We start from the raw sequence: 20,763 nt of genomic DNA, 5'->3' as shown, positions 1-20,763 counted from the left end.
TAGTGCTACACTTATATACGTATAAAAATTCATAAATGAACGTATTCCAAAGGGGTGTAAGACACATGATCAATCAACTTTCGTGGAAAGTTGGCGGACAACAAGGGGAAGGAATTGAGAGCACAGGGGAAATCTTTTCGATTGCTCTTAATCGGTTAGGGTACTATTTATACGGGTATCGTCACTTTTCATCACGAATTAAGGGTGGCCATACGAACAATAAAATTCGTGTAAGTACAACAAAGGTTCGTTCGATTTCCGACGATCTTGATATTTTAGTAGCTTTTGATCAAGAAACTATCGATTTTAATTTTCATGAATTACGTGATGGCGGGGTTGTTTTAGCAGATTCTAAATTTAATCCAACCATTCCAGAGAACACGAAGGTGATTATGTATTCGGTTCCATTTACTGAAATGGCAACTGAGCTAGGTACATCTCTAATGAAAAACATGGTTGCTATTGGTGCGACAAGTTCATTATTAGATATTGACCTTAATGTGTATTTGAATGTTGTTGATGAAATATTTGGGAAAAAAGGGCAACAAGTTGTTGAAAAGAATATGGAGGCTATTAAAGCTGGAGCAGAGTTCTTACAAGAACAACTTACTGAAGACATAAAAATGAAGCTTGAAAAAGCTGATGGTAATAAGCGAATGTTTATGATTGGAAATGATGCAATTGCAATGGGATTCCTAGCTGGCGGTGCAAGATTTATGCCTGCATACCCAATAACGCCTGCATCTGAAATTATGGAATATTTAATTGCGAAGCTACCTGAATATGGTGGAACTGTTATCCAAACTGAAGATGAAATTGCTGCATGTACGATGGCAATCGGCGCTAACTATGCTGGTGTTCGTACACTAACTGCTTCTGCTGGACCAGGCTTATCATTGATGATGGAGGCAATTGGATTGTCTGGAATTACAGAAATTCCTCTTGTTATTGTTGATACACAACGTGGAGGTCCAAGTACTGGATTACCAACAAAACAAGAACAATCTGATTTAATGGCAATGATTTATGGTACTCACGGAGAAATACCGAAGATTGTTATGGCTCCAAGTACAGTTCAAGAAGCTTTTTATGATGCAATTGAAGCATTAAATTTAGCTGAAGAATATCAATGTCCAGTCATTTTATTAACTGATTTACAATTATCTCTTGGTAAACAAACTGTTGAACCTTTAGATTACAGTAAGATTGAAATTAGACGTGGTAAACTGAACATTGATCAAGATTTGCCGGAATTAGAAAATAAAGAATACTTTAAACGCTATGAAGTAACCGAAGATGGCATATCACCACGTGTTGTTCCAGGTGTAAAAAATGGAATCCATCACGTTACTGGTGTAGAACATAACGAACAAGGTAAACCATCTGAAGTGGCTAGTAATCGTAAAGACCAAATGGATAAGCGCTTTAGAAAAGTAAGCAATATTAAATTTAATACTCCTGTTCATAAGGACGCTAAGCATGAAGAAGCAGATGTATTAATTGTAGGCTTTAACTCAACACGCGGTACAATTGAGGAAGCAATGGGACGTCTTGAAAAAGATGGTGTGAAAGTGAACCATGCACATATCCGTCTTTTACATCCATTCCCGAGTGAAGAAGTGTTGCCGTTAGTAAAATCAGCCAAAAAAGTACTCGTTATTGAAAATAACGCTACTGGTCAGCTCGCAAACATTATGAAAATGAATGTAGGACATGCAGAGAAGATTACTAGTTTCTTAAAATACGACGGTAATCCGTTCCTACCTCATGAAATTCACACAAAATGTAAGGAGTTGTTCTAAAATGGCAACATTTAAGGATTTTAGAAATAATGTAAAACCAAACTGGTGTCCTGGATGTGGAGACTTTTCAGTACAAGCTGCAATTCAACGTGCTGCTGCTAACGTAGGTCTTGAACCGGACAACTTGGCTGTTATTTCTGGTATTGGATGTTCTGGCCGAATTTCAGGTTATATCAATGCATATGGATTTCACGGAATCCATGGAAGATCTTTACCTATCGCACAAGGTGTGAAGATGGCAAATCGTGATTTAACGGTTATCGCATCGGGTGGAGATGGCGACGGTTATGCAATTGGTATGAGTCATACAATTCATGCAATTCGCCGTAATATCGATATCACATACATTGTAATGGATAACCAAATCTATGGATTAACAAAAGGTCAAACTTCACCACGTAGTGAAATGGGCTTTAAAACAAAAAGTACACCAAAGGGTTCAATTGAATCATCTCTTAATGTAATGGAAATGGCTCTAACTGCTGGTGCAACCTTTGTAGCTCAAAGTTTTTCAACAGATCTTAAAGACTTGACTGCACTAATTGAAGCTGGAATTAACCATAAAGGATTCTCTTTAATTAACGTGTTCAGTCCTTGTGTTACTTATAATAAAATAAACACATATGACTGGTTTAAAGAAAATCTCACAAAGCTTAGCGATATAGATGGTTACAATCCTAATAATCGTAATCAAGCGATGCAAACTTTGATGGAGCATAATGGTTTAGTGACTGGACTAATCTATCAAAATTTAGAGAAACCATCATATCAAGAGCTTGTTCATGGATATAGTGAAACACCACTTGTTCATACTGAATTAGAGTTAGAAGAAGATAAGTTCAATAAATTAGTAGCAGAGTTTATGTAATCCCTTAACCCTATTGAGGATACCTCAATAGGGTTTAACTTTATTCAGCAGAAGTCTCCCACTTCTATAAGTTTTGAGATGAATGCAAATCAGTTTCCAATTCAGTGGGGTTCATACCCTGACTGAATAAAGTTGAGCGCAAATACGCCAAGGCGCATTTGATTTGTATGAAACTTTACTCGTTGATAGCACAATGATAAAATAAACTTGGGCTAAACCATAATGATAGATTGAAAAACATTGTACAAATTTCTACAATTTACTTATTTTATTGTTTTAATATGATATAGACTTTATACTATTTAATTGGGCAATAGTTTTAAGTAAGGAAGGAGATTAAACATGAATGAGAAACAACGCCTTGAAAGTACACAAGTAGAGTCTTCGGACAAAAAATCCAGTAAGGACTACAGCCAATACTTTCAAGCGGTATATCAACCACCTTCTTTAAAAGATGCTAAGAAACGTGGTAAAGAAGAAGTAAATTATTTAGAAGGTGAATTTTCAATTCCTGATGATATGTTGGAAATTGGTAAGGGCAAAAAGTTTCTAATTAGAACATATGGCTGTCAAATGAACGAACATGACACTGAAATTATGGCTGGCATTTTCATGCAAATGGGCTATGAACCAACAGATAAAGCTGAGAATGCAGATATCGTATTGCTAAATACTTGTGCAATTCGTGAAAATGCTGAAAATAAGGTTTTTGGTGAGATTGGACATTTAAAACCTTTGAAAATCAAAAACCCTGATCTATTAATTGGTGTTTGTGGCTGTATGTCGCAGGAAGAGTCAGTAGTTAATAAAATCCTTCAAAAGCATCCATTTATTGATATGATTTTTGGAACGCATAACATTCATCGCTTACCACATATTGTAAAGGAAGCAATGTTTAGTAAAGAAATGGTGATTGAGGTATGGTCAAAAGAAGGCGATATCATTGAAAACCTACCTAAAGTTCGTAAAGGTGATATTAAGGGTTGGGTTAATATTATGTACGGCTGTGATAAATTCTGTACGTACTGTATTGTTCCATATACCCGTGGGAAAGAACGTAGTCGCCGTCCAGAGGACATTATTGAGGAAGTACGTCACCTCGCAAGACAAGGTTATAAAGAAATTACCCTTTTAGGTCAAAATGTGAATGCTTACGGTAAAGATTTTGCTGATACGAAATATGGATTAGGTGATTTAATGGAAGAACTTCGTAAAATCGATATTCCAAGAATTCGATTTACGACTAGTCATCCACGTGATTTTGATGATCATTTAATTGATGTCCTTGCTAAGGGTGGTAATTTAATGGAGCATATTCACCTACCTGTTCAATCCGGAAGTTCAGCTGTATTGAAACTTATGGCTCGCAAGTACACACGTGAATCATACTTGGAGCTTGTTCGCAAAATGAAGGAAAGAATACCAAATGCTTCATTTACAACAGATATTATCGTTGGGTTTCCGAATGAAACAGATGAACAATTTGAAGAGACCCTTTCCTTATATCGTGAAGTAGAATTTGATTCAGCTTACACGTTCATCTATTCACCACGAGAGGGTACTCCTGCTGCTGGAATGGTTGATAATATTTCGATGGAAGTTAAGAAAGAACGTTTACAACGTCTAAATGCTGTTGTAAACGAACTGTCTGCAAAGAAAAATTTAGCATACCAAGACCAAATAGTTGAAGTGTTAGTTGAAGGGGAAAGTAAAAATAACCCTGAAGTATTAGCAGGCTATACGAGTAAAAATAAATTAGTAAACTTTAAAGGACCTAAATCAGCAATCGGTCAGATTGTGAAGGTTAAAATTACTCAAGCAAAAACTTGGTCACTTGATGGAGAAATGATAGAAGAAGCGGTAGAGGTGAATTAAATGGCACAATATACAAAAGAGCAAATTGTAGAACGCGCAGAAGAGCTTGCAAAAATGATTGCTGAAACAGAAGAAGTAGATTTTTTTAAGAGAGCAGAAGCACAAATTAATGAAAATCAAAAAGTAAAAGAAATGATTGCAAGTATTAAAAGCTTACAAAAGCAGGCAGTTAACTTTCAACATTACGGAAAACAAGAAGCTTTAAAGAAGGTTGATTCTAAAATTGAACAACTTCAAGCAGAGCTTGATAGTATTCCTATTGTTGAAGAATTTAAGAATTCTCAAACAGAAATCAATGATTTATTACAATTAATCGCACATACCATTTCAAACAATGTTACGAATGAAATCATTCGTTCAACTGGCGGCGATTTATTAAAAGGTGAAACTGGTTCTAAATTAGCAAATGACAGTGGATGTGGCTGTCATTAAAAGGAAAAGTGAACGCACCTTGAGAGGTTAGATGTGGGAGCTAGACATAAAAACAAGCAAAGGCGTATAGATGCTTTTGCTTTTTTTTATTGAATTTTTCTTCTGAAATTTGAAAAGAGGTACATAAATGGGCTTCTGTGCATACAATGAATTATAAAGTTCTACATTGATTCACGGTTTTAAAAATGAATCTTCAAAAATACTCGCACACTAGTCAAATGTCCCGCATAGGATGAATTGAAGATTGATTGAGGAGGGTTTGTTCGAATGTCTGAATACAGAGAGATTATCACTAAAGCTGTAATAGGTAAGGGACGTAAGTTTACACAATCTACAAACACGATTTCTCCATCACATAGCCCAACAAGCATTCTTGGAGGTTGGATCATAAACCATGTTTATGAGGCGAAGAAATCAGGTAATACCGTAGAGGTACATGGAAGTTACGATGTGAACGTGTGGTATTCTTACAATAATAATACGAAAACAGATGTAGCTACGGAAACTGTAAAATACACAGATTGCATTAAGTTAAAGTATCGAGATGAAAATTCATTTGGTGACCATTGCGACATAGTAGTAGATGTATTACAACAACCAAATTGCTTGGAGGCTACTATTTCCCCGAATGGTAACAAAATTATTGTTCAAGTGGAGAGAGAGTATCTTGCAGAAGTGATTGGTGAAACAAAGGTTTGTGTCGCTGTGAATCCTGAAGGCTGTTATGATGATGACAAAGATTGGGATGTCGATGATGATGAATTTGAAGATTTAAATCCAGACTTTTTAGTAGGGGATTTAGAGGAATAGGTATGAACTAGGAGGGATCACTTCCTAGTTTTTTTCTGTTATTATCACGAAGGCATGATTCTGTCAGTTATGATATAATATTGAAAGAATGAAAGATTTTTGGGGGATTAAGATGGCAGAATATACGCCTATGATGCAGCAATATTTAGCGATAAAGGCAGATTACAAAGATGCCTTTTTATTTTTTAGACTCGGTGATTTTTATGAGATGTTTTTTGAAGATGCAGTTCAAGCTTCAAATGCATTGGAGATTACATTAACAAGCCGTGAAGGTGGAATTGGTGAGCGAATTCCGATGTGTGGTGTTCCTTATCATGCTGCCCAAGGATATATAGAACAACTAGTTAATCTAGGGTATAAGGTAGCTATATGTGAACAAACTGAAGACCCTAAGCAGGCAAAGGGTGTTGTTAGAAGGGAAGTTGTCCAGTTAATCACCCCTGGAACTGTGATGGAAGGGAAATCTCTTCTTGAAAAAGAAAATAACTTTCTTGCTTCAATTTCATCCTTTCCAGATGATACGTATGGAATTGCCTTAACAGATTTAACAACCGGAGAAAATCGAGTAACACTCCTTTCGAAGAATATAGAGGATGTTTTTGGTGAGATCTATGCGAATGGTGTTAAAGAGGTTGTCGTCTCTTCATCATTGGAAGAAGATATTCAAAAGCAAATAATAGAAAGATGTAATGTGACTATTTCATTTGAAGATCTGAACGATATTAATGAATCATTCATCATGTTAGTCAAACAATTAGATGATGAGAAATTGAAGGTTACATTCGGGAGACTTTTGCAGTATTTAATTAAGACGCAAAAAAGATCTTTGTCCCATTTGCAACCTGTAAAAGTTTATTCTGTTAATCAGTTTATGAAAATAGATTTTTTCTCAAAGCGTAATCTTGAACTAACAGAAACAATTCGTGGTAAAGGTAAGAAAGGTTCCTTATTATGGCTGCTGGATCAAACTGTGACAGCTATGGGTGGAAGGCTATTGAAACAGTGGGTTGATCGACCATTATTAAATAAAGCTGATATTGAAGCGCGTTTAAATTTGGTGCAAACATTCCTTGATCAATACTTTGAACGTCTGGAACTAAGGGATTTATTAAAAGAAGTATATGATTTAGAGAGGCTAGCAGGAAGGGTTGCCTTCGGTAATGTGAATGCGAAGGATTTAATCCAATTAAAAAAATCGTTAATGCAAGTACCTGAAATTTATAAGCTGGTTAATGATTTGAAACATCCCTATGCAAAATCTTTAAGTGAAAAAATGGATTTATGTGAGTCTCTAACACATCTTCTTGAACAATCGATTAAGGAAAACCCACCATTGTCTATTAAAGATGGTGATATTATTAATGATGGTTATAATGAAACACTCGATCAATATCGTTATGCAAGTCGAAATGGCAAGACTTGGATTGCTTCCCTCGAAAAAGAGGAGAGAGAGAAGACAGGAATTAAGTCGCTAAAAATAGGCTATAATCGGATATTTGGCTATTATATTGAAGTGACAAAAGCAAATCTTCATCTATTGCCAGAAGGAATGTATGAACGAAAACAAACGTTGGCAAATGCAGAACGATATATTACACCTGAATTGAAAGAAAAAGAAACACTTATATTAGAAGCTGAAGAGAAAAGTATTCAATTAGAATATGATATTTTTATCGATATTCGTGAGCAGGTGAAGGAATATATACCAAGACTACAATCGCTTGCAAAAATTATAGCTGAATTGGATGTATTACAATGCTTTGCCACTGTCAGTGAAGAGAGACATTATTGCAAACCGGTATTTTCAAAAAATGAAATCTTTATAAGAGATGGTAGACATCCGGTTGTAGAAAAAGTTATGAATTCTCAAGAATACGTGCCAAATGATTGTCTTATGAAGGAAGGACGTTCGGTTCTACTTATTACCGGTCCGAATATGTCGGGTAAGAGTACGTATATGCGCCAAGTTGCTCTCACAGCTATTCTGGCTCAAATTGGTTGTTTTGTGCCTGCAACTGAAGCAGTACTTCCTATATATGACCAAGTGTTTACAAGAATTGGTGCTGCGGACGATTTGATATCCGGACAAAGTACTTTCATGGTAGAAATGTTAGAGGCTAAAAATGCAATTGTAAATGCGACTGAAAATAGTTTGATTCTATTTGATGAGATTGGCCGTGGTACATCAACATATGATGGAATGGCATTGGCTCAGGCAATCATAGAATACATTCATCAGCATATTGGTGCACATACTTTGTTTTCAACGCATTACCACGAGCTGACAGAGTTAGAAAATGAACTGACTAACTTAATAAATGTCCACGTTCGTGCAATTGAAGAGAATGAAAAGGTTGTGTTCCTCCATAAAATAAAGGAAGGCGCAGCAGATCAAAGTTATGGAATCCATGTAGCACAGCTTGCAGAGCTCCCTATAAAATTAATTAACCGTGCTCGCGAAATCTTGGACAAGCTTGAGCAAAATGAACAACAGCCAAAAACAAATGTAAGATTAGATCATACACCTGATACTGGCCAATTATCATTTTTTGGTGAAGATAGAACAGTAATAAAAGAAGCTTTGAGTATATCGAATAAAGAAAAGCAATTGTTAGATTCGATTAAAGAAATTGACATTCTTGATCTAACACCAATTGAAGCATTAAATAAGCTCTACGAAATTCAAAAAAAGTTGAAATCTTAACATGAGTATATGTATTCCCTAGAAATGAGGTGAGTGAATGGGTAAAATCATACAGCTAGATGATCTCCTATCTAATAAAATAGCAGCAGGTGAAGTAGTTGAACGTCCTGCTTCAGTTGTTAAAGAATTAGTTGAAAATGCGATTGATGCAGGTAGTACGATTATTGAAATCGAGATAGAGGAAGCGGGTTTATCCAAGATTAGGATTATTGATAATGGTGAAGGAATGGATAGTGAGGATTGCTTGAATGCCTTTCACCGCCATGCAACAAGTAAAATCAAGGATGAAAATGATCTATTTCGAATTCGAACATTAGGGTTTCGAGGTGAGGCATTGCCGAGTATTGCCTCTGTTTCTGAGTTAGAAATGAAAACAAGCACTGGAGACAACTCAGGCACTCATCTGAAGTTAAAAGGTGGGGTACTCATTGAACAAAAATCGACGAGTAGTCGAAAAGGTACTGATATAACAGTTTCAAATCTTTTCTTTAATACCCCGGCTAGATTGAAATATCTGAAAACTGTACACACGGAAATTGGGAATATTACTGATACTGTGAATCGTATCGCACTTGCACATCCTGAAATTTCCTTACAATTACTGCATAATGGGAAAAAGCTGTTATATACGAGTGGCAACGGGGATGTTAGACAAGTCATTACAGCTATTTACGGATTAACAATCGCAAAGAAAATGGTTCCGATTCATTTACATTCATTAGATTTTACGATTGAAGGCTATATTTCAATGCCTGAAGTAACGAGGGCATCAAGAAACTATATTTCAACGATTATTAATGGTCGTTTTATAAAAAATTATCCTTTAGTTAAGGCGATCCAACAAGGTTATCATACTTTACTTCCTATTGGTCGCCATCCAATTGTTTTATTAAATATTAAAATGGACCCACTATTAGTTGATGTGAACGTACATCCGGCAAAGTTAGAGGTTCGTATTAGTAAAGAGCATGAGTTGAATCAATTAATTGAATCAGGAATTAAAGATTTATTTAAAGATAAACAATTAATTCCTGAAATATCGTTTTCTCCAAAAAAGGAAGTTGAAAAAACGGAGCAACAGTCTTTTACATTTCAACATAGGCCTGAGACAGAAAAATATCAGCCTGCCTACAATGACAATAGTATGATTAAAGAAATACCAAGACAAACTGAACCTTATCGAGAAATAAAAATTGATAAGGAAGTTGAGCAACCGATCATACAGCTCGAACCAAAGATAGAAAAAGAGATTCCCAGCTTGGATCTCCCTCATGAAGTAGTTAATTCTCAGGTCCATCAAGTTCATAATAATGAACGAATACCTGTTTTGTATCCAATAGGACAGATGCACGGAACATATATAATCGCTCAAAATGAAAATGGGCTATATATAATTGATCAGCATGCAGCACAAGAGAGAATAAAGTATGAATTTTTTAAGGAAAAGGTTGGACAAGTTATTTCTGAGGTACAAGAGTTATTAGTTCCGATAACTATGGAGTATGCAACAGATGAGTGTATTTTAATTGATTCATATAGAGAATTACTCGAACAGGTTGGTATATTCCTTGAACCATTCGGTCATAACAGTTATATTGTTAGGTCACATCCACAGTGGTTTCCGCTTGGTGAAGAAAAGACCATTATTGAAGAAATTATTGAACAGGTTCTCAATACTAAAAAAATAGATATTAAGAAACTAAGAGAAGAAGCAGCTATTATGATGAGCTGTAAGGCATCAATTAAAGCAAATCGACATTTAAGGAATGATGAAATTTTTTCGTTATTAGAGACTTTACGAAAAACATCTGATCCTTTTACTTGTCCTCATGGTCGACCAATTTTAATTCATTATTCAACGTATGAGATGGAGAAAATGTTTAAACGGGTCATGTAATTAATTTGTAAACTCGCCATTTGGCGAGCTTACTATTAATTAACAAAAATTTGTTATTTTCTCTATCGTTTTGGATATAATAGTTTGGTGGTCATCTTATTTTCTATGGTACTATTATAGAAAGAAAAAGATGTAAAGGTAGTGATCTATTGGGCAGTAATGAATTAAATAGAGAGAAGTTAGTTGTACTAATTGGCCCAACTGCTGTAGGTAAGACCCAGTTAAGCATTAAGCTAGCTAAACAATTAAATGCAGAAATTATTAGCGGAGATTCAATGCAAATCTATCGAGGTATGGACATTGGAACAGCGAAAATTACCGAAGAAGAAATGGAAGGTATCCCACATCATTTAATTAATATTAGAAATCCAGAGGATCCCTTTTCGGTTGCTGAATTTCAAACGCTTGTTAGAGAGTGTATTCAAAAAATCCATGAACGCGGAAAACTTCCAATGATTGTAGGTGGAACAGGACTATATATTCAATCTGTTATTTATGACTACAAATTTACAGATACAGCATCAGATCCAAAATTCCGAATAGAACTAGAACAACAAATTGCTGATGGTGGTGCTTTAGTTCTTTACGATAAATTAAAAAAATTAGACCCTGAAAGTGCTAAACGAATTCATCCTAATAATATTCGTAGGTTAATTAGAGCATTGGAAATTATACATACAACTGGAACAACAATCTCTGAAAATATAGATAAGCAAGAAGTGGAAGAACTTTATGACTTGGCAATAGTTGGGCTAACGATGGATCGAGAAATTTTATATAACCGGATCAACAAACGTGTTGATATAATGATGCAACAAGGACTTCTTAATGAAGTTTCGTCCCTGTATCAATCAGGCTTAAAGGACTGTCAATCCATTCAGGCCATTGGCTACAAGGAGCTTTATAGTTATCTTGAAGGAAAAGTTACCCTCGAAACCGCAGTAGAGCAACTCAAACAAAATTCGCGACGATATGCGAAGCGGCAGCTTACATGGTTTCGAAATAAAATGAATGTTCAATGGTTTACAATGGGTGACAATTTACACAGTGAAGAAAAGTTTAAGGAAATTTATAAATATATTGCAGGAAAGCTGGGAATTACAGAGAATAGATAGTAAGAGGATAAAAATTTGAAAATAGTTAATCACCCAGTATGTGGGTACGAAAATAGAGGAGGACAGTATGATGAAGCAAATTATTAATATCCAGGATCAATTTTTAAATCAGCTAAGAAAAGATGGAACATTTGTTACGGTATTTTTGTTGAACGGTTTTCAATTAAGAGGACTTGTAAAAGGTTTTGATAACTTTACGGTACTATTGGAGACTGAAGGTAAACAACAGCTTATATATAAGCATGCTATTTCGACTTTTTCACCACAAAAAAATATTAAACTTGAGCTTGAATAGGAAGAATAAGAATAAAACAACTTACTTTATAGTAGGTTGTTTTTATTTTTTTTCAAGATTTATATTTTGCAACATATAATAGATTTATGGGAAATGATTATTCGATTTTTAAATGGCAAGAAGGCATTTTAATTCCTCGCATAAATGTCTAGCTCCAGCGCCTAGTCCCTCGAGGTCAAATAACCTGAGGCAAGAAAAGTCATAAAGCGACTTTTTTGCCTCAGAACATTTGCTTGTCGGGACTGACCAAGGCGCTTGCGCTTTTCTTAATTCCTTGGGCTTTTGTCACAAAAAAATATCCTTCTACGTATAATGGAAAAGAATGAGAGGTGAGAGCTCTTGGATCAACCAATTACAATGAAAAATAACGGGCAAATAAATGTTATTTTAAATGGGGAAAAGAAGAAATTAAAAGTATTGCATTCCTCCACAATCGAGCCAATTACAACAAGGGTACAAACGAAGCACGCAGCCCTAAAAGAAATTGAAGATGAAATGAGTGCCCTTATAGGTTTGGAAGAAATGAAAAAAATGGTCAAAGAGGTATACGCATGGATTTATATTAATAAAAAGCGTGAAGAGCTAGGGTTAAAGGCAGGAAAACAAGCCTTGCATATGATGTTCAAGGGAAATCCTGGTACGGGAAAAACAACCGTTGCTCGCCTATTAGGAAAGTTGTTTTTACAAATGAATGTGTTGTCGAAGGGTCATTTGATTGAGGCTGAAAGAGCGGATTTAGTTGGAGAGTATATTGGACACACAGCCCAGAAAACAAGAGATTTGATTAAAAAATCATTAGGTGGCATCCTTTTTATCGATGAAGCGTATTCACTTGCTCGTGGTGGAGAGAAAGACTTCGGTAAAGAAGCGATTGATACACTTGTAAAACATATGGAGGATAAGCAACACGAATTTGTACTTATTTTAGCTGGATATTCCAGTGAAATGGATCATTTTTTATCATTGAATCCGGGATTATATTCGAGATTTCCGTTAGTAGTTGATTTTCCTGATTATACGGTTGATCAATTAATGGAAATATCACAAAAAATGATGACTGAAAGAGAATACAGCTTCAGTCCTGATGCAGAACGGAAATTGCGGGATCATTTGTTGAGCGCCAAAATTGATGCAAAACCTGGGACGTTTAGTAATGGCCGTTACGTTAGGAATATTATTGAGAAATCAATTCGTTCTCAAGCTATGAGGTTGTTAATTGATGATACGTTTGCTCGTCAAGAATTAGTATTGATAAGAACACAGGATTTAGTATTAAAAGAATAAGAGCCGCTTTAAAGGCGGCTCTTACATTTGTTGCTTATTTTGATTAATATGAATTGGTTTTGTTGGTAGTTTCCAGTCATAAATATAAGAGAGCATTCTTAGGATTACAATAATAATAAATAAGCTATATAATCCGAATGTTGATTGAAAAAGTCCCAACCCAATCGCAAGTCCAGCTACAATTGCCCATACCGCGTATATTTCTGAACGTAACACTAATGGCTTTCTCCTTGCAAGAAGGTCACGGACTATACCACCACCACTTCCTGTTAATACTGCAGCTACGACAACTGCACTTATTGGATGATTCATGTTAACTGCGTAAAGGGCTCCTTGAATGGCAAATGCTGCTAAACCGATTGCATCAAAGAAATTTCCCCATCTATTCCAATGTTTGATTAGAACATTAGGAAATAAAAAAATCGCAGAAATTGAAAAAAGTGCAATTAGAAAAAGTGGTCCTTGTTTCCAAAGCTCGGAGACAGGGACACCGATTAATAAATTTCGAATGGCTCCTCCGCCAAATGCAGTAACAATTCCTAAAATATAAACTCCTAATATATCATATTCTTCTTCCATTGCTATAAGTGCACCACTAATAGCAAAGGCAAAAGTTCCGATAATACCTAATACTTCCCACGCCATCATACTTCTCCTTCAATTACGTAATTCATGTTGGTTCAATATGATTTTATACACAAATAACGAACTGTACAATACAAAATTATTCATATTATCAATATTGGTTATATTTATATAATTTTGTTATGATATCATAGAATATTACGTTCCGAAGAAGGAGCATAATCATTTTGATGAAAAACAATAAAGGGGAAGCATATGTATACTGATATGGAATTTGGAAATGAAATAAAAACACTTGTTGAAGAAACTGAAGCGCAAATTAGCTCGATACATCAAGAAATAGATAAAAAGATTGATTATAATCAATATCGTGTTTTAAAGAGCTTTCAAACAAATAAGGTAAGTGATACTCATTTTAATCCATCTACCGGCTATGGGTATGATGATAATGGTAGAGATACACTAGAAGCAGTTTATGCTGAAGTATTAGGTGGAGAAGCAGCACTTGTACGACCACAAATTATTTCAGGAACCCATGCAATATCAATTGCATTATTTGGCATTTTACGGCCAAATGATGAATTGCTGTATATTACAGGTAAGCCATACGATACGTTAGAGGAAATTGTTGGAATAAGAGGTAGTGGAAATGGCTCTTTGAAGGAATTCCACATTGACTATAATACTGTAGATTTAACAAATGAAGGGAAACCAGATTTTCCTGCAATTAAGGCCGCGATTAATGAACGTACGAAGATGATTGGTATTCAACGTTCGAAAGGGTATGCGACGAGACCATCATTCTCAATCAAGGAAATTAAGGAAATGATTGATTTCGTCAAAGAAATCAAACCTGATTGTATTGTGTTTGTTGATAATTGTTATGGTGAGTTTGTAGAGACGAGTGAACCTTGTCATGTTGGAGCAGATCTGATAGCGGGTTCTTTAATTAAAAACCCAGGCGGAGGATTAGCGAAAACTGGTGGCTACATCGTAGGTAAGAAAGAATTGGTTGAAGCTTGTTCATATCGACTAACATCACCAGGTATTGGTGCAGAAGCAGGTGCATCACTTTATTCATTACAGGAAATGTATCAGGGCTTCTTCTTGGCTCCGCACGTTGTGGGACAAGCGCTTAAAGGCGCTATTTTCTCAGCGGCAATATTGGAGAGATTAGGGTTTAATACATATCCAAAGTGGAATAGTCCACGTACAGATCTTATTCAATCGGTTCAACTAGAAAATAAGGAAATGATGGTTGCTTTCTGTCAAGCGATTCAATTTGCATCACCTGTTAATTCTCATGTAACTCCGTATCCAAGTTATATGCCTGGTTATGAAGATGATGTGATTATGGCAGCGGGAACTTTTATTCAAGGAGCGAGTATTGAGCTTACAGCGGATGGTCCTACAAGACCCCCATTTGTAGCATATGTTCAAGGTGGGCTGACCTATTCGCATGTGAAAATTGCAGTTTGCTTGGCTATAAACTTTTTACTGTCTAAAGGATTAGTTGTAATGAAAAAAGAAGGATAAAAATTCCTTCTTTTTTTCATGTAAGAAAACCTAACATGAGTTTGACAGAATATCTAACATCGCTTAAAATAAGAAAATAAAGTAAAGGAGGAGCTGTAATGAGTGACGAAGTTAGACGTTCGATGCCGCTGTTTCCAATAGGAATCGTCATGCAGCTAACAGAGTTGTCTGCTCGGCAAATCCGCTATTATGAAGAACACGGCTTAATTTTTCCTGCAAGGACTGAAAGTAATCGTAGACATTATTCTTTTTATGATGTTGATCGACTTTTAGAAATAAAGAGTTTGCTTGAACAAAAGGTTAACCTTGCAGGTATAAAACAAATCCTTTCTATGAAAGATGAACAAGCACGTGGGAAGTTTGAAGAACAAAAAGTGTCTGCTAAGGAAGATTTATCAAATGCAGAATTAAGGAAATTGCTTCGGTCAGAATTGATTGATGCAGGCCGTTTCAACAAGCCAGATTCAAGACCGGGTCATATGACAAGATTCTTTCATTAACATCAGGAGGGTTAAAAATGAGTAGATTTACAAAAGAGGATATTTTTCGTTTAGCAAAAGAGGAAAATGTAAAGTATATTCGTCTCCAATTTACAGATATTCTTGGAACAATTAAAAACGTTGAAATTCCAATTAGCCAGTTGGAAAAGGCATTAAGTAATAAGATGATGTTTGATGGATCTTCGATTGAAGGTTTTGTCCGTATTGAAGAATCAGATATGTACTTATATCCAGATTTGGATACTTGGGTAATTTTCCCATGGACTGCTGAAAAGGGGAAGGTTGCACGATTAATCTGTGATATTTACAATGCAGATGGAACTCCTTTTGAAGGTGATCCGCGTAATAATCTTAAGAGAATGCTTAAGGAAATGGAAGCATTAGGATTTACTGATTTTAATCTTGGGCCTGAGCCTGAATTTTTCCTATTTAAATTAGATGAAAAAGGTAATCCAACTCTGGAATTAAATGATAACGGTGGTTATTTTGACTTAGCACCAACCGACTTAGGTGAAAACTGTCGCCGTGATATAGTATTAGAGTTAGAAGAAATGGGGTTTGAGGTTGAGGCATCTCATCATGAGGTAGCACCTGGACAACATGAAATTGATTTCAAATATGCAGATGCAATTAAAGCCTGTGATGATATTCAAACGTTTAAGTTAGTAGTTAAGACGATTGCCCGTAAACACGGACTACATGCCACATTTATGCCAAAGCCATTATTTGGTGTAGCAGGTTCTGGGATGCACTGTAATCTATCATTATTTAAAAATGGTGAAAATGTATTTTTTGATGAGAATGGTGATCGCCAATTAAGTGAAACTGCTATTCATTTTATTGCAGGGATTTTAAAGCATGCTCCTAACTTTACAGCTGTTACGAATCCAACTGTTAACTCATACAAACGACTAGTACCCGGCTATGAAGCTCCATGCTATGTAGCATGGTCTGCGCAAAATAGAAGCCCACTTGTACGAATTCCTGCTTCTCGTGGGTTAAGTACGCGGGTTGAAGTGCGAAGTGTAGATCCTGCTGCAAATCCTTATCTAGCAATGGCTGTGTTACTTGCTGCAGGGCTTGATGGAGTGAAGAATCAACTTGTCCCACCAGCAGCGGTAGATCGAAATATTTATGTTATGAGTAAACAAGAACGTGTTGAAGCTGGAATTAACGACCTTCCTGCAACACTTGCACAAGCACTTGAACAATTAAAGGATGATGAAATAATTACGAGTGCGCTAGGTCATCATTTATTTGAACATTTTATTGAAGCGAAAGAAATTGAATGGGATATGTTCCGTAAGCAAGTCCACCCTTGGGAACGCGAACAGTATATGACGACTTATTAAGAAATGCGCAAGCGTCTAAGCACTTGCGCTAGCCATTAATTCGCATAATTTTCTTATCTTTTAAATATAGAAAGCGGGTATTTTCCGAAAATGGAAATACCCGCTTTCTTATTCATTCTTTTAGTGTACGGTTCTGTATACACCAACAACTTTTCCGAGAATAGATACGTTATTTAAGATAATTGGTTCAAGTAGTGAATTTTCAGGCTGTAGTCGAATATGATCCTTTTCTTTAAAAAAGCGTTTCACAGTGGCCTCATCTTCTTCGGTCATTGCTACTACAATATCCCCATTATTTGCAGTTTGCTGTTGTCTAACAATTACCAAATCACCATCTAATATTCCTGCTTCAATCATACTATCTCCCATGATTTCAAGCATAAAGACGTGATCATCTGGCGAAACAAATCGGTCTGGTAGTGGAAAATACTCTTCGATGTTTTCTATAGCAGTGATAGGTTGACCCGCAGTAACCTTACCGATAATTGGAACATTTATAACCTTACTCTTAGGTATTTGATCCTCTGCATCCGCGTGTAAGATTTCAATCGCTCGAGGTTTTGTAGGGTCTCTTCTTATTAGTCCTTTATTTTCGAGTCTTGATAAATGCCCATGTACTGTTGAACTTGAAGCAAGTCCTACTGCTTCTCCAATTTCTCTAACGGATGGTGGATAGCCCTTTAATTTTACCTCATCTTTTATGTAGTTTAAGATATCTTGCTGTCTCTTTGAAAGTTTTGTCATCTCCGCTTCAACTCCTTGCCTCTGCCTTATTTACATAGATTATAGCATGTTCAACAAACAAATACAAACATAAGTTCGAATTAATGCTTGACACGAAACGTTTGTTCGCTTTATAATAAAAACAAATAAATACGAACAAACATTCTGTTGGAGGTTATTTAAGATGATGAAAAAACTACAAAGTGACTTTATATATTATGTATTATTTGTTTTGTTAAGCTTGGGTATGGTTTTTGCTTCAGCAATTTAAGCCATTAGTATAGGTGATTAATTTCGGTTAATAATAAGTCTTAAGCGAAAAACTTGTATAATATTTTTTCTTCTAGTACGATGAACAATGTTCCAATCATAATAAAAGGAGAACTTTTCAATGCTACCAAAAGAAAAAATAGATCGAATCAATATTTTATCAAAAAAAGCAAAATCAACTGGGCTTACAGAGGCAGAGAAAATAGAGCAACAGGAATTAAGACAGGAGTACTTAAAAGTCTTTAGAAATTCGATGACAAACACACTTCATTCAGTAAAGGTTGTTGACCCGGAAGGTAACGATGTAACACCAACCAAATTAAAGGAAAGCAAACAAAAACGATTACATTAAGGAATACATACTGTGCTATGTATTCTTTTTTTTACGAAACGTTTTGTATTCTCAATTTATTTGAACTGAAATTTAATAGTGAGAATCAGTGTGAAAGATCATGAATGATTTTTTGTATATACTTTAATAGAAGGTAATAAACTAATCCAGTATGATTTAAGGCTATAAATACCTTTGTTTTTTTGTTTTAATGTTGTACATTTGATTGACACGCTATATGATAATAGTTATACATAAGTAACTATTGAAAGGATGTTATCTAATGACTCATTCAATTACTGATCTTTCAATTGCCTCTATCCGTACTTTATCGATTGATGCAATTGAAAAAGCAAACTCTGGACACCCGGGAATGCCTATGGGTGCTGCACCAATGGCCTATGCATTATGGACGAAGCATATGAACCAAAATCCGAACAATCCAAAGTGGTTTAATCGTGATCGTTTTGTATTGTCGGCGGGCCATGGGTCGATGCTTTTATACAGCATGCTTCATTTATCTGGTTATGATCTTTCAATAGAAGATCTCAAAGAATTTCGTCAATGGGGAAGTAGAACCCCAGGTCACCCTGAATATGGACACACTGCAGGTGTAGATGCCACGACAGGACCACTTGGACAAGGGATTTCAATGGCTGTAGGAATGGCGATGGCAGAACGTCACTTAGCTGGAGTATATAATAAAGAATCCTATGATATAATCAATCATTTCACATATAGTATTTGCGGTGATGGGGATTTAATGGAAGGTGTATCGGGTGAAGCTTCATCATTAGCTGGTCATTTGAAGCTAGGACGATTAATTGTATTATATGATTCTAATGATATTTCACTAGATGGGGATCTAGATCGTTCGTTCTCTGAATCAATTGAACAACGCTATAAATCCTATGGGTGGCAATACATTCGAGTTGAAGATGGTAATGATGTTGATGCGATTGACAAAGCTATCGCTGAAGCAAAAAATGATTTGAATAGACCGACAATGATTGAAGTAAGAACGACAATTGGCTATGGTTCTCCAAATAAAGCAGGGAGTTCTAAGGTTCACGGAAGTCCTCTAGGCCTAGAAGAAACAAAGCTAACGAAAGAAGCTTACAATTGGACTTTCGAGCAAGACTTCCATGTTCCGAATGAGGTATATGTCCATTTCGATACTGCCATCAAACAAGCAGGGATACAAAAAGAAAACGAATGGGAACAAATGTTCGGCGGTTACAGAAAGAACTTCCCAGAGCTTGGTGCTCAACTAGAAATGGTGATAGAAGGCAAGCTTCCTGAAGGCTGGGAAAAATCATTACCTGTTTACGAAGAGGGTAAGAGTTTAGCAACACGTGCATCATCAGGTGAAGCATTAAATGCAATTGCTCAACGTATTCCTCAATTTTTCGGGGGATCTGCTGATTTAGCAGGATCAAATAATACGATGATCAAAGGTGCAGCTGACTATACCCCAGCTGACTATAGCGGTCGTAATATATGGTTTGGTGTACGTGAATTTGCAATGGGTGCTGCATTAAATGGTATGGCCCTTCATGGTGGAGTAAAAGTATACGGTGGAACATTCTTTGTGTTCTCTGATTATGTAAGACCTGCTATTCGTCTAGCAGCATTAATGAAATTACCAGTCACATATGTATTTACCCATGATAGTATTGCAGTGGGAGAAGATGGTCCTACACATGAACCAATCGAACAATTACCATCATTAAGATCAATGCCAAATCTATCGGTAATCCGTCCAGCTGATGGAAATGAAGCTGCCGCTGCATGGAGAACAGCTTTAGAATCAACAGAAACACCAACAGCACTAGTGTTGACACGTCAAAATCTACCTACAATCGCAGGTACAGATGTAAATGCCTATGAAGGTGTGCAAAAAGGCGCATACATTATTTCTAAAGCTAAGGGAGAGCAACCTGACGCATTACTTTTGGCAACAGGTTCAGAAGTAAGCCTTGCGGTTGAAGCACAAAAAGTACTAGCAAATGAAAATATTGATGTTTCGGTTGTAAGTATGCCATCATGGGATCGTTTTGAAGCACAATCAAAGGAATATAAAGAATCCGTTATCCCTAGGAACGTGAAGAAGCGTCTTGGTATCGAAATGGCATCTCCACTTGGTTGGGAAAGATATACTGGTGATGAAGGAGATGTCTTAGGTATTTCTCAATTTGGTGCATCTGCTCCTGGTGAAAAGGTAATGAGCGAATATGGATTTACAGTTGAAAATGTTGTAAACCGAGTGAAAAAATTAGTAAGTGAATAATTTGTAGGTAAAAGGAATCACAATAAGTGATTCCTTTCCTTTGTGCGCCCTGCATGGGCGAATACTCGGTGGTGAAAGTCCACTACAGGCTTGG

17 protein-coding genes are annotated in these 20,763 nt (G+C 36.0%); 15 read left to right on the top strand and 2 right to left on the bottom strand.

The window, feature by feature from the left end:
• Positions 1–65 precede the first annotated feature (65 nt).
• The 10 genes from MJG50_RS00085 to spoVK all read left to right on the top strand — a co-directional run bounded on the left by MJG50_RS00085 (position 66) and on the right by spoVK (position 13,082).
• Positions 66–1,802, top strand: a complete 1,737-nt coding sequence (locus tag MJG50_RS00085) for a 2-oxoacid:acceptor oxidoreductase subunit alpha (protein ID WP_240251625.1) — start codon at positions 66–68, stop codon at positions 1,800–1,802.
• A 1-nt stretch (position 1,803) separates the two neighbouring features.
• Positions 1,804–2,670, top strand: a complete 867-nt coding sequence (locus tag MJG50_RS00080) for a 2-oxoacid:ferredoxin oxidoreductase subunit beta (RefSeq protein ID WP_240251623.1) — start codon at positions 1,804–1,806, stop codon at positions 2,668–2,670.
• Positions 2,671–3,012: 342 nt separating this feature from the next.
• Positions 3,013–4,545, top strand: coding sequence for a tRNA (N6-isopentenyl adenosine(37)-C2)-methylthiotransferase MiaB (gene miaB / locus MJG50_RS00075; RefSeq protein ID WP_240251621.1), 1,533 nt, complete (start codon positions 3,013–3,015; stop codon positions 4,543–4,545).
• Entirely contained in the window at positions 4,546–4,977 is a 432-nt protein-coding gene (locus tag MJG50_RS00070) for a YlbF/YmcA family competence regulator (protein WP_240251619.1), read from the top strand. It abuts the gene before it with no gap.
• A gap of 267 nt (positions 4,978–5,244) precedes the next feature.
• A complete protein-coding gene (locus MJG50_RS00065) occupies positions 5,245–5,787 on the top strand; it encodes an outer spore coat protein CotE (RefSeq protein ID WP_240251617.1) in 543 nt (180 codons plus the stop codon).
• Positions 5,788–5,899: 112 nt separating this feature from the next.
• Complete coding sequence (mutS, locus tag MJG50_RS00060) at positions 5,900–8,491, top strand: DNA mismatch repair protein MutS (protein ID WP_240252310.1); 2,592 nt, start codon at positions 5,900–5,902, stop codon at positions 8,489–8,491.
• 37 nt (positions 8,492–8,528) lie between these two features.
• Positions 8,529–10,388 carry a DNA mismatch repair endonuclease MutL gene (mutL, locus tag MJG50_RS00055; protein WP_240251615.1) on the top strand — a complete coding sequence of 620 codons (1,860 nt, stop codon included), beginning with the start codon at positions 8,529–8,531 and terminating at the stop codon, positions 10,386–10,388.
• Positions 10,389–10,537: 149 nt separating this feature from the next.
• The gene (gene miaA / locus MJG50_RS00050; RefSeq protein WP_240251613.1) at positions 10,538–11,503 is read left to right on the top strand and encodes a tRNA (adenosine(37)-N6)-dimethylallyltransferase MiaA; all 966 of its coding nucleotides are present in this window, start codon (positions 10,538–10,540) and stop codon (positions 11,501–11,503) included.
• Between the two features lie 70 nt (positions 11,504–11,573).
• The gene (gene hfq, locus MJG50_RS00045) at positions 11,574–11,798 is read left to right on the top strand and encodes an RNA chaperone Hfq (protein WP_240251611.1); all 225 of its coding nucleotides are present in this window, start codon (positions 11,574–11,576) and stop codon (positions 11,796–11,798) included.
• Between the two features lie 339 nt (positions 11,799–12,137).
• On the top strand, positions 12,138–13,082 hold the full coding sequence (gene spoVK, locus MJG50_RS00040) for a stage V sporulation protein K (RefSeq protein ID WP_240251609.1): 945 nt from the start codon (positions 12,138–12,140) through the stop codon (positions 13,080–13,082).
• Positions 13,083–13,103: 21 nt separating this feature from the next.
• Here the strand turns inward: spoVK and MJG50_RS00035 are convergent, their stop codons facing one another.
• Positions 13,104–13,727 carry a trimeric intracellular cation channel family protein gene (locus MJG50_RS00035; protein WP_240251607.1) on the bottom strand — a complete coding sequence of 208 codons (624 nt, stop codon included), beginning with the start codon at positions 13,725–13,727 and terminating at the stop codon, positions 13,104–13,106.
• 195 nt (positions 13,728–13,922) lie between these two features.
• Here MJG50_RS00035 and MJG50_RS00030 point away from each other — a divergent pair, with 195 nt between their 5' ends.
• The 3 genes from MJG50_RS00030 to glnA all read left to right on the top strand — a co-directional run bounded on the left by MJG50_RS00030 (position 13,923) and on the right by glnA (position 17,055).
• Entirely contained in the window at positions 13,923–15,203 is a 1,281-nt protein-coding gene (locus tag MJG50_RS00030; protein WP_240251605.1) for a methionine gamma-lyase family protein, read from the top strand.
• A 98-nt stretch (positions 15,204–15,301) separates the two neighbouring features.
• Positions 15,302–15,703, top strand: a complete 402-nt coding sequence (locus MJG50_RS00025) for a MerR family transcriptional regulator (protein WP_240251603.1) — start codon at positions 15,302–15,304, stop codon at positions 15,701–15,703.
• A 17-nt stretch (positions 15,704–15,720) separates the two neighbouring features.
• The gene (gene glnA, locus MJG50_RS00020; protein ID WP_240251601.1) at positions 15,721–17,055 is read left to right on the top strand and encodes a type I glutamate--ammonia ligase; all 1,335 of its coding nucleotides are present in this window, start codon (positions 15,721–15,723) and stop codon (positions 17,053–17,055) included.
• A gap of 120 nt (positions 17,056–17,175) precedes the next feature.
• Here the strand turns inward: glnA and lexA are convergent, their stop codons facing one another.
• Positions 17,176–17,799, bottom strand: a complete 624-nt coding sequence (gene lexA, locus MJG50_RS00015; protein ID WP_240251599.1) for a transcriptional repressor LexA — start codon at positions 17,797–17,799, stop codon at positions 17,176–17,178.
• A gap of 370 nt (positions 17,800–18,169) precedes the next feature.
• Between lexA and MJG50_RS00010 the strand changes: the two genes are divergently transcribed.
• Both MJG50_RS00010 and tkt read left to right on the top strand, forming a co-directional pair.
• Positions 18,170–18,400, top strand: a complete 231-nt coding sequence (locus tag MJG50_RS00010) for a DUF896 domain-containing protein (RefSeq protein ID WP_240251597.1) — start codon at positions 18,170–18,172, stop codon at positions 18,398–18,400.
• 262 nt (positions 18,401–18,662) lie between these two features.
• Positions 18,663–20,669 carry a transketolase gene (gene tkt / locus MJG50_RS00005; RefSeq protein ID WP_240251595.1) on the top strand — a complete coding sequence of 669 codons (2,007 nt, stop codon included), beginning with the start codon at positions 18,663–18,665 and terminating at the stop codon, positions 20,667–20,669.
• Positions 20,670–20,763: the final 94 nt, after the last annotated feature.

Origin of the sequence: Fredinandcohnia quinoae, from assembly GCF_022427965.1 — a bacterium.
Taxonomy (GTDB): domain Bacteria; phylum Bacillota; class Bacilli; order Bacillales; family Bacillaceae_L; genus Ferdinandcohnia; species Ferdinandcohnia quinoae.
The sequence above is the reverse complement of the archived record's forward strand: the minus strand, read 5'-3'. Positions and strand labels throughout refer to the sequence as shown.

Coding starts and splice junctions, on each gene's coding strand:
- mutL (WP_240251615.1), top strand. CDS start 8,529: ATGGGTAAAATCATACAGCTAGATGATCTCCTATCTAATAAAATAGCA.
- MJG50_RS00080 (WP_240251623.1), top strand. CDS start 1,804: ATGGCAACATTTAAGGATTTTAGAAATAATGTAAAACCAAACTGGTGT.
- tkt (WP_240251595.1), top strand. CDS start 18,663: ATGACTCATTCAATTACTGATCTTTCAATTGCCTCTATCCGTACTTTA.
- MJG50_RS00025 (WP_240251603.1), top strand. CDS start 15,302: ATGAGTGACGAAGTTAGACGTTCGATGCCGCTGTTTCCAATAGGAATC.
- MJG50_RS00085 (WP_240251625.1), top strand. CDS start 66: ATGATCAATCAACTTTCGTGGAAAGTTGGCGGACAACAAGGGGAAGGA.
- MJG50_RS00010 (WP_240251597.1), top strand. CDS start 18,170: ATGCTACCAAAAGAAAAAATAGATCGAATCAATATTTTATCAAAAAAA.
- MJG50_RS00035 (WP_240251607.1), bottom strand. CDS start 13,727: ATGGCGTGGGAAGTATTAGGTATTATCGGAACTTTTGCCTTTGCTATT.
- mutS (WP_240252310.1), top strand. CDS start 5,900: ATGGCAGAATATACGCCTATGATGCAGCAATATTTAGCGATAAAGGCA.
- glnA (WP_240251601.1), top strand. CDS start 15,721: ATGAGTAGATTTACAAAAGAGGATATTTTTCGTTTAGCAAAAGAGGAA.
- MJG50_RS00065 (WP_240251617.1), top strand. CDS start 5,245: ATGTCTGAATACAGAGAGATTATCACTAAAGCTGTAATAGGTAAGGGA.
- miaB (WP_240251621.1), top strand. CDS start 3,013: ATGAATGAGAAACAACGCCTTGAAAGTACACAAGTAGAGTCTTCGGAC.
- lexA (WP_240251599.1), bottom strand. CDS start 17,799: ATGACAAAACTTTCAAAGAGACAGCAAGATATCTTAAACTACATAAAA.
- MJG50_RS00030 (WP_240251605.1), top strand. CDS start 13,923: ATGTATACTGATATGGAATTTGGAAATGAAATAAAAACACTTGTTGAA.
- hfq (WP_240251611.1), top strand. CDS start 11,574: ATGAAGCAAATTATTAATATCCAGGATCAATTTTTAAATCAGCTAAGA.
- MJG50_RS00070 (WP_240251619.1), top strand. CDS start 4,546: ATGGCACAATATACAAAAGAGCAAATTGTAGAACGCGCAGAAGAGCTT.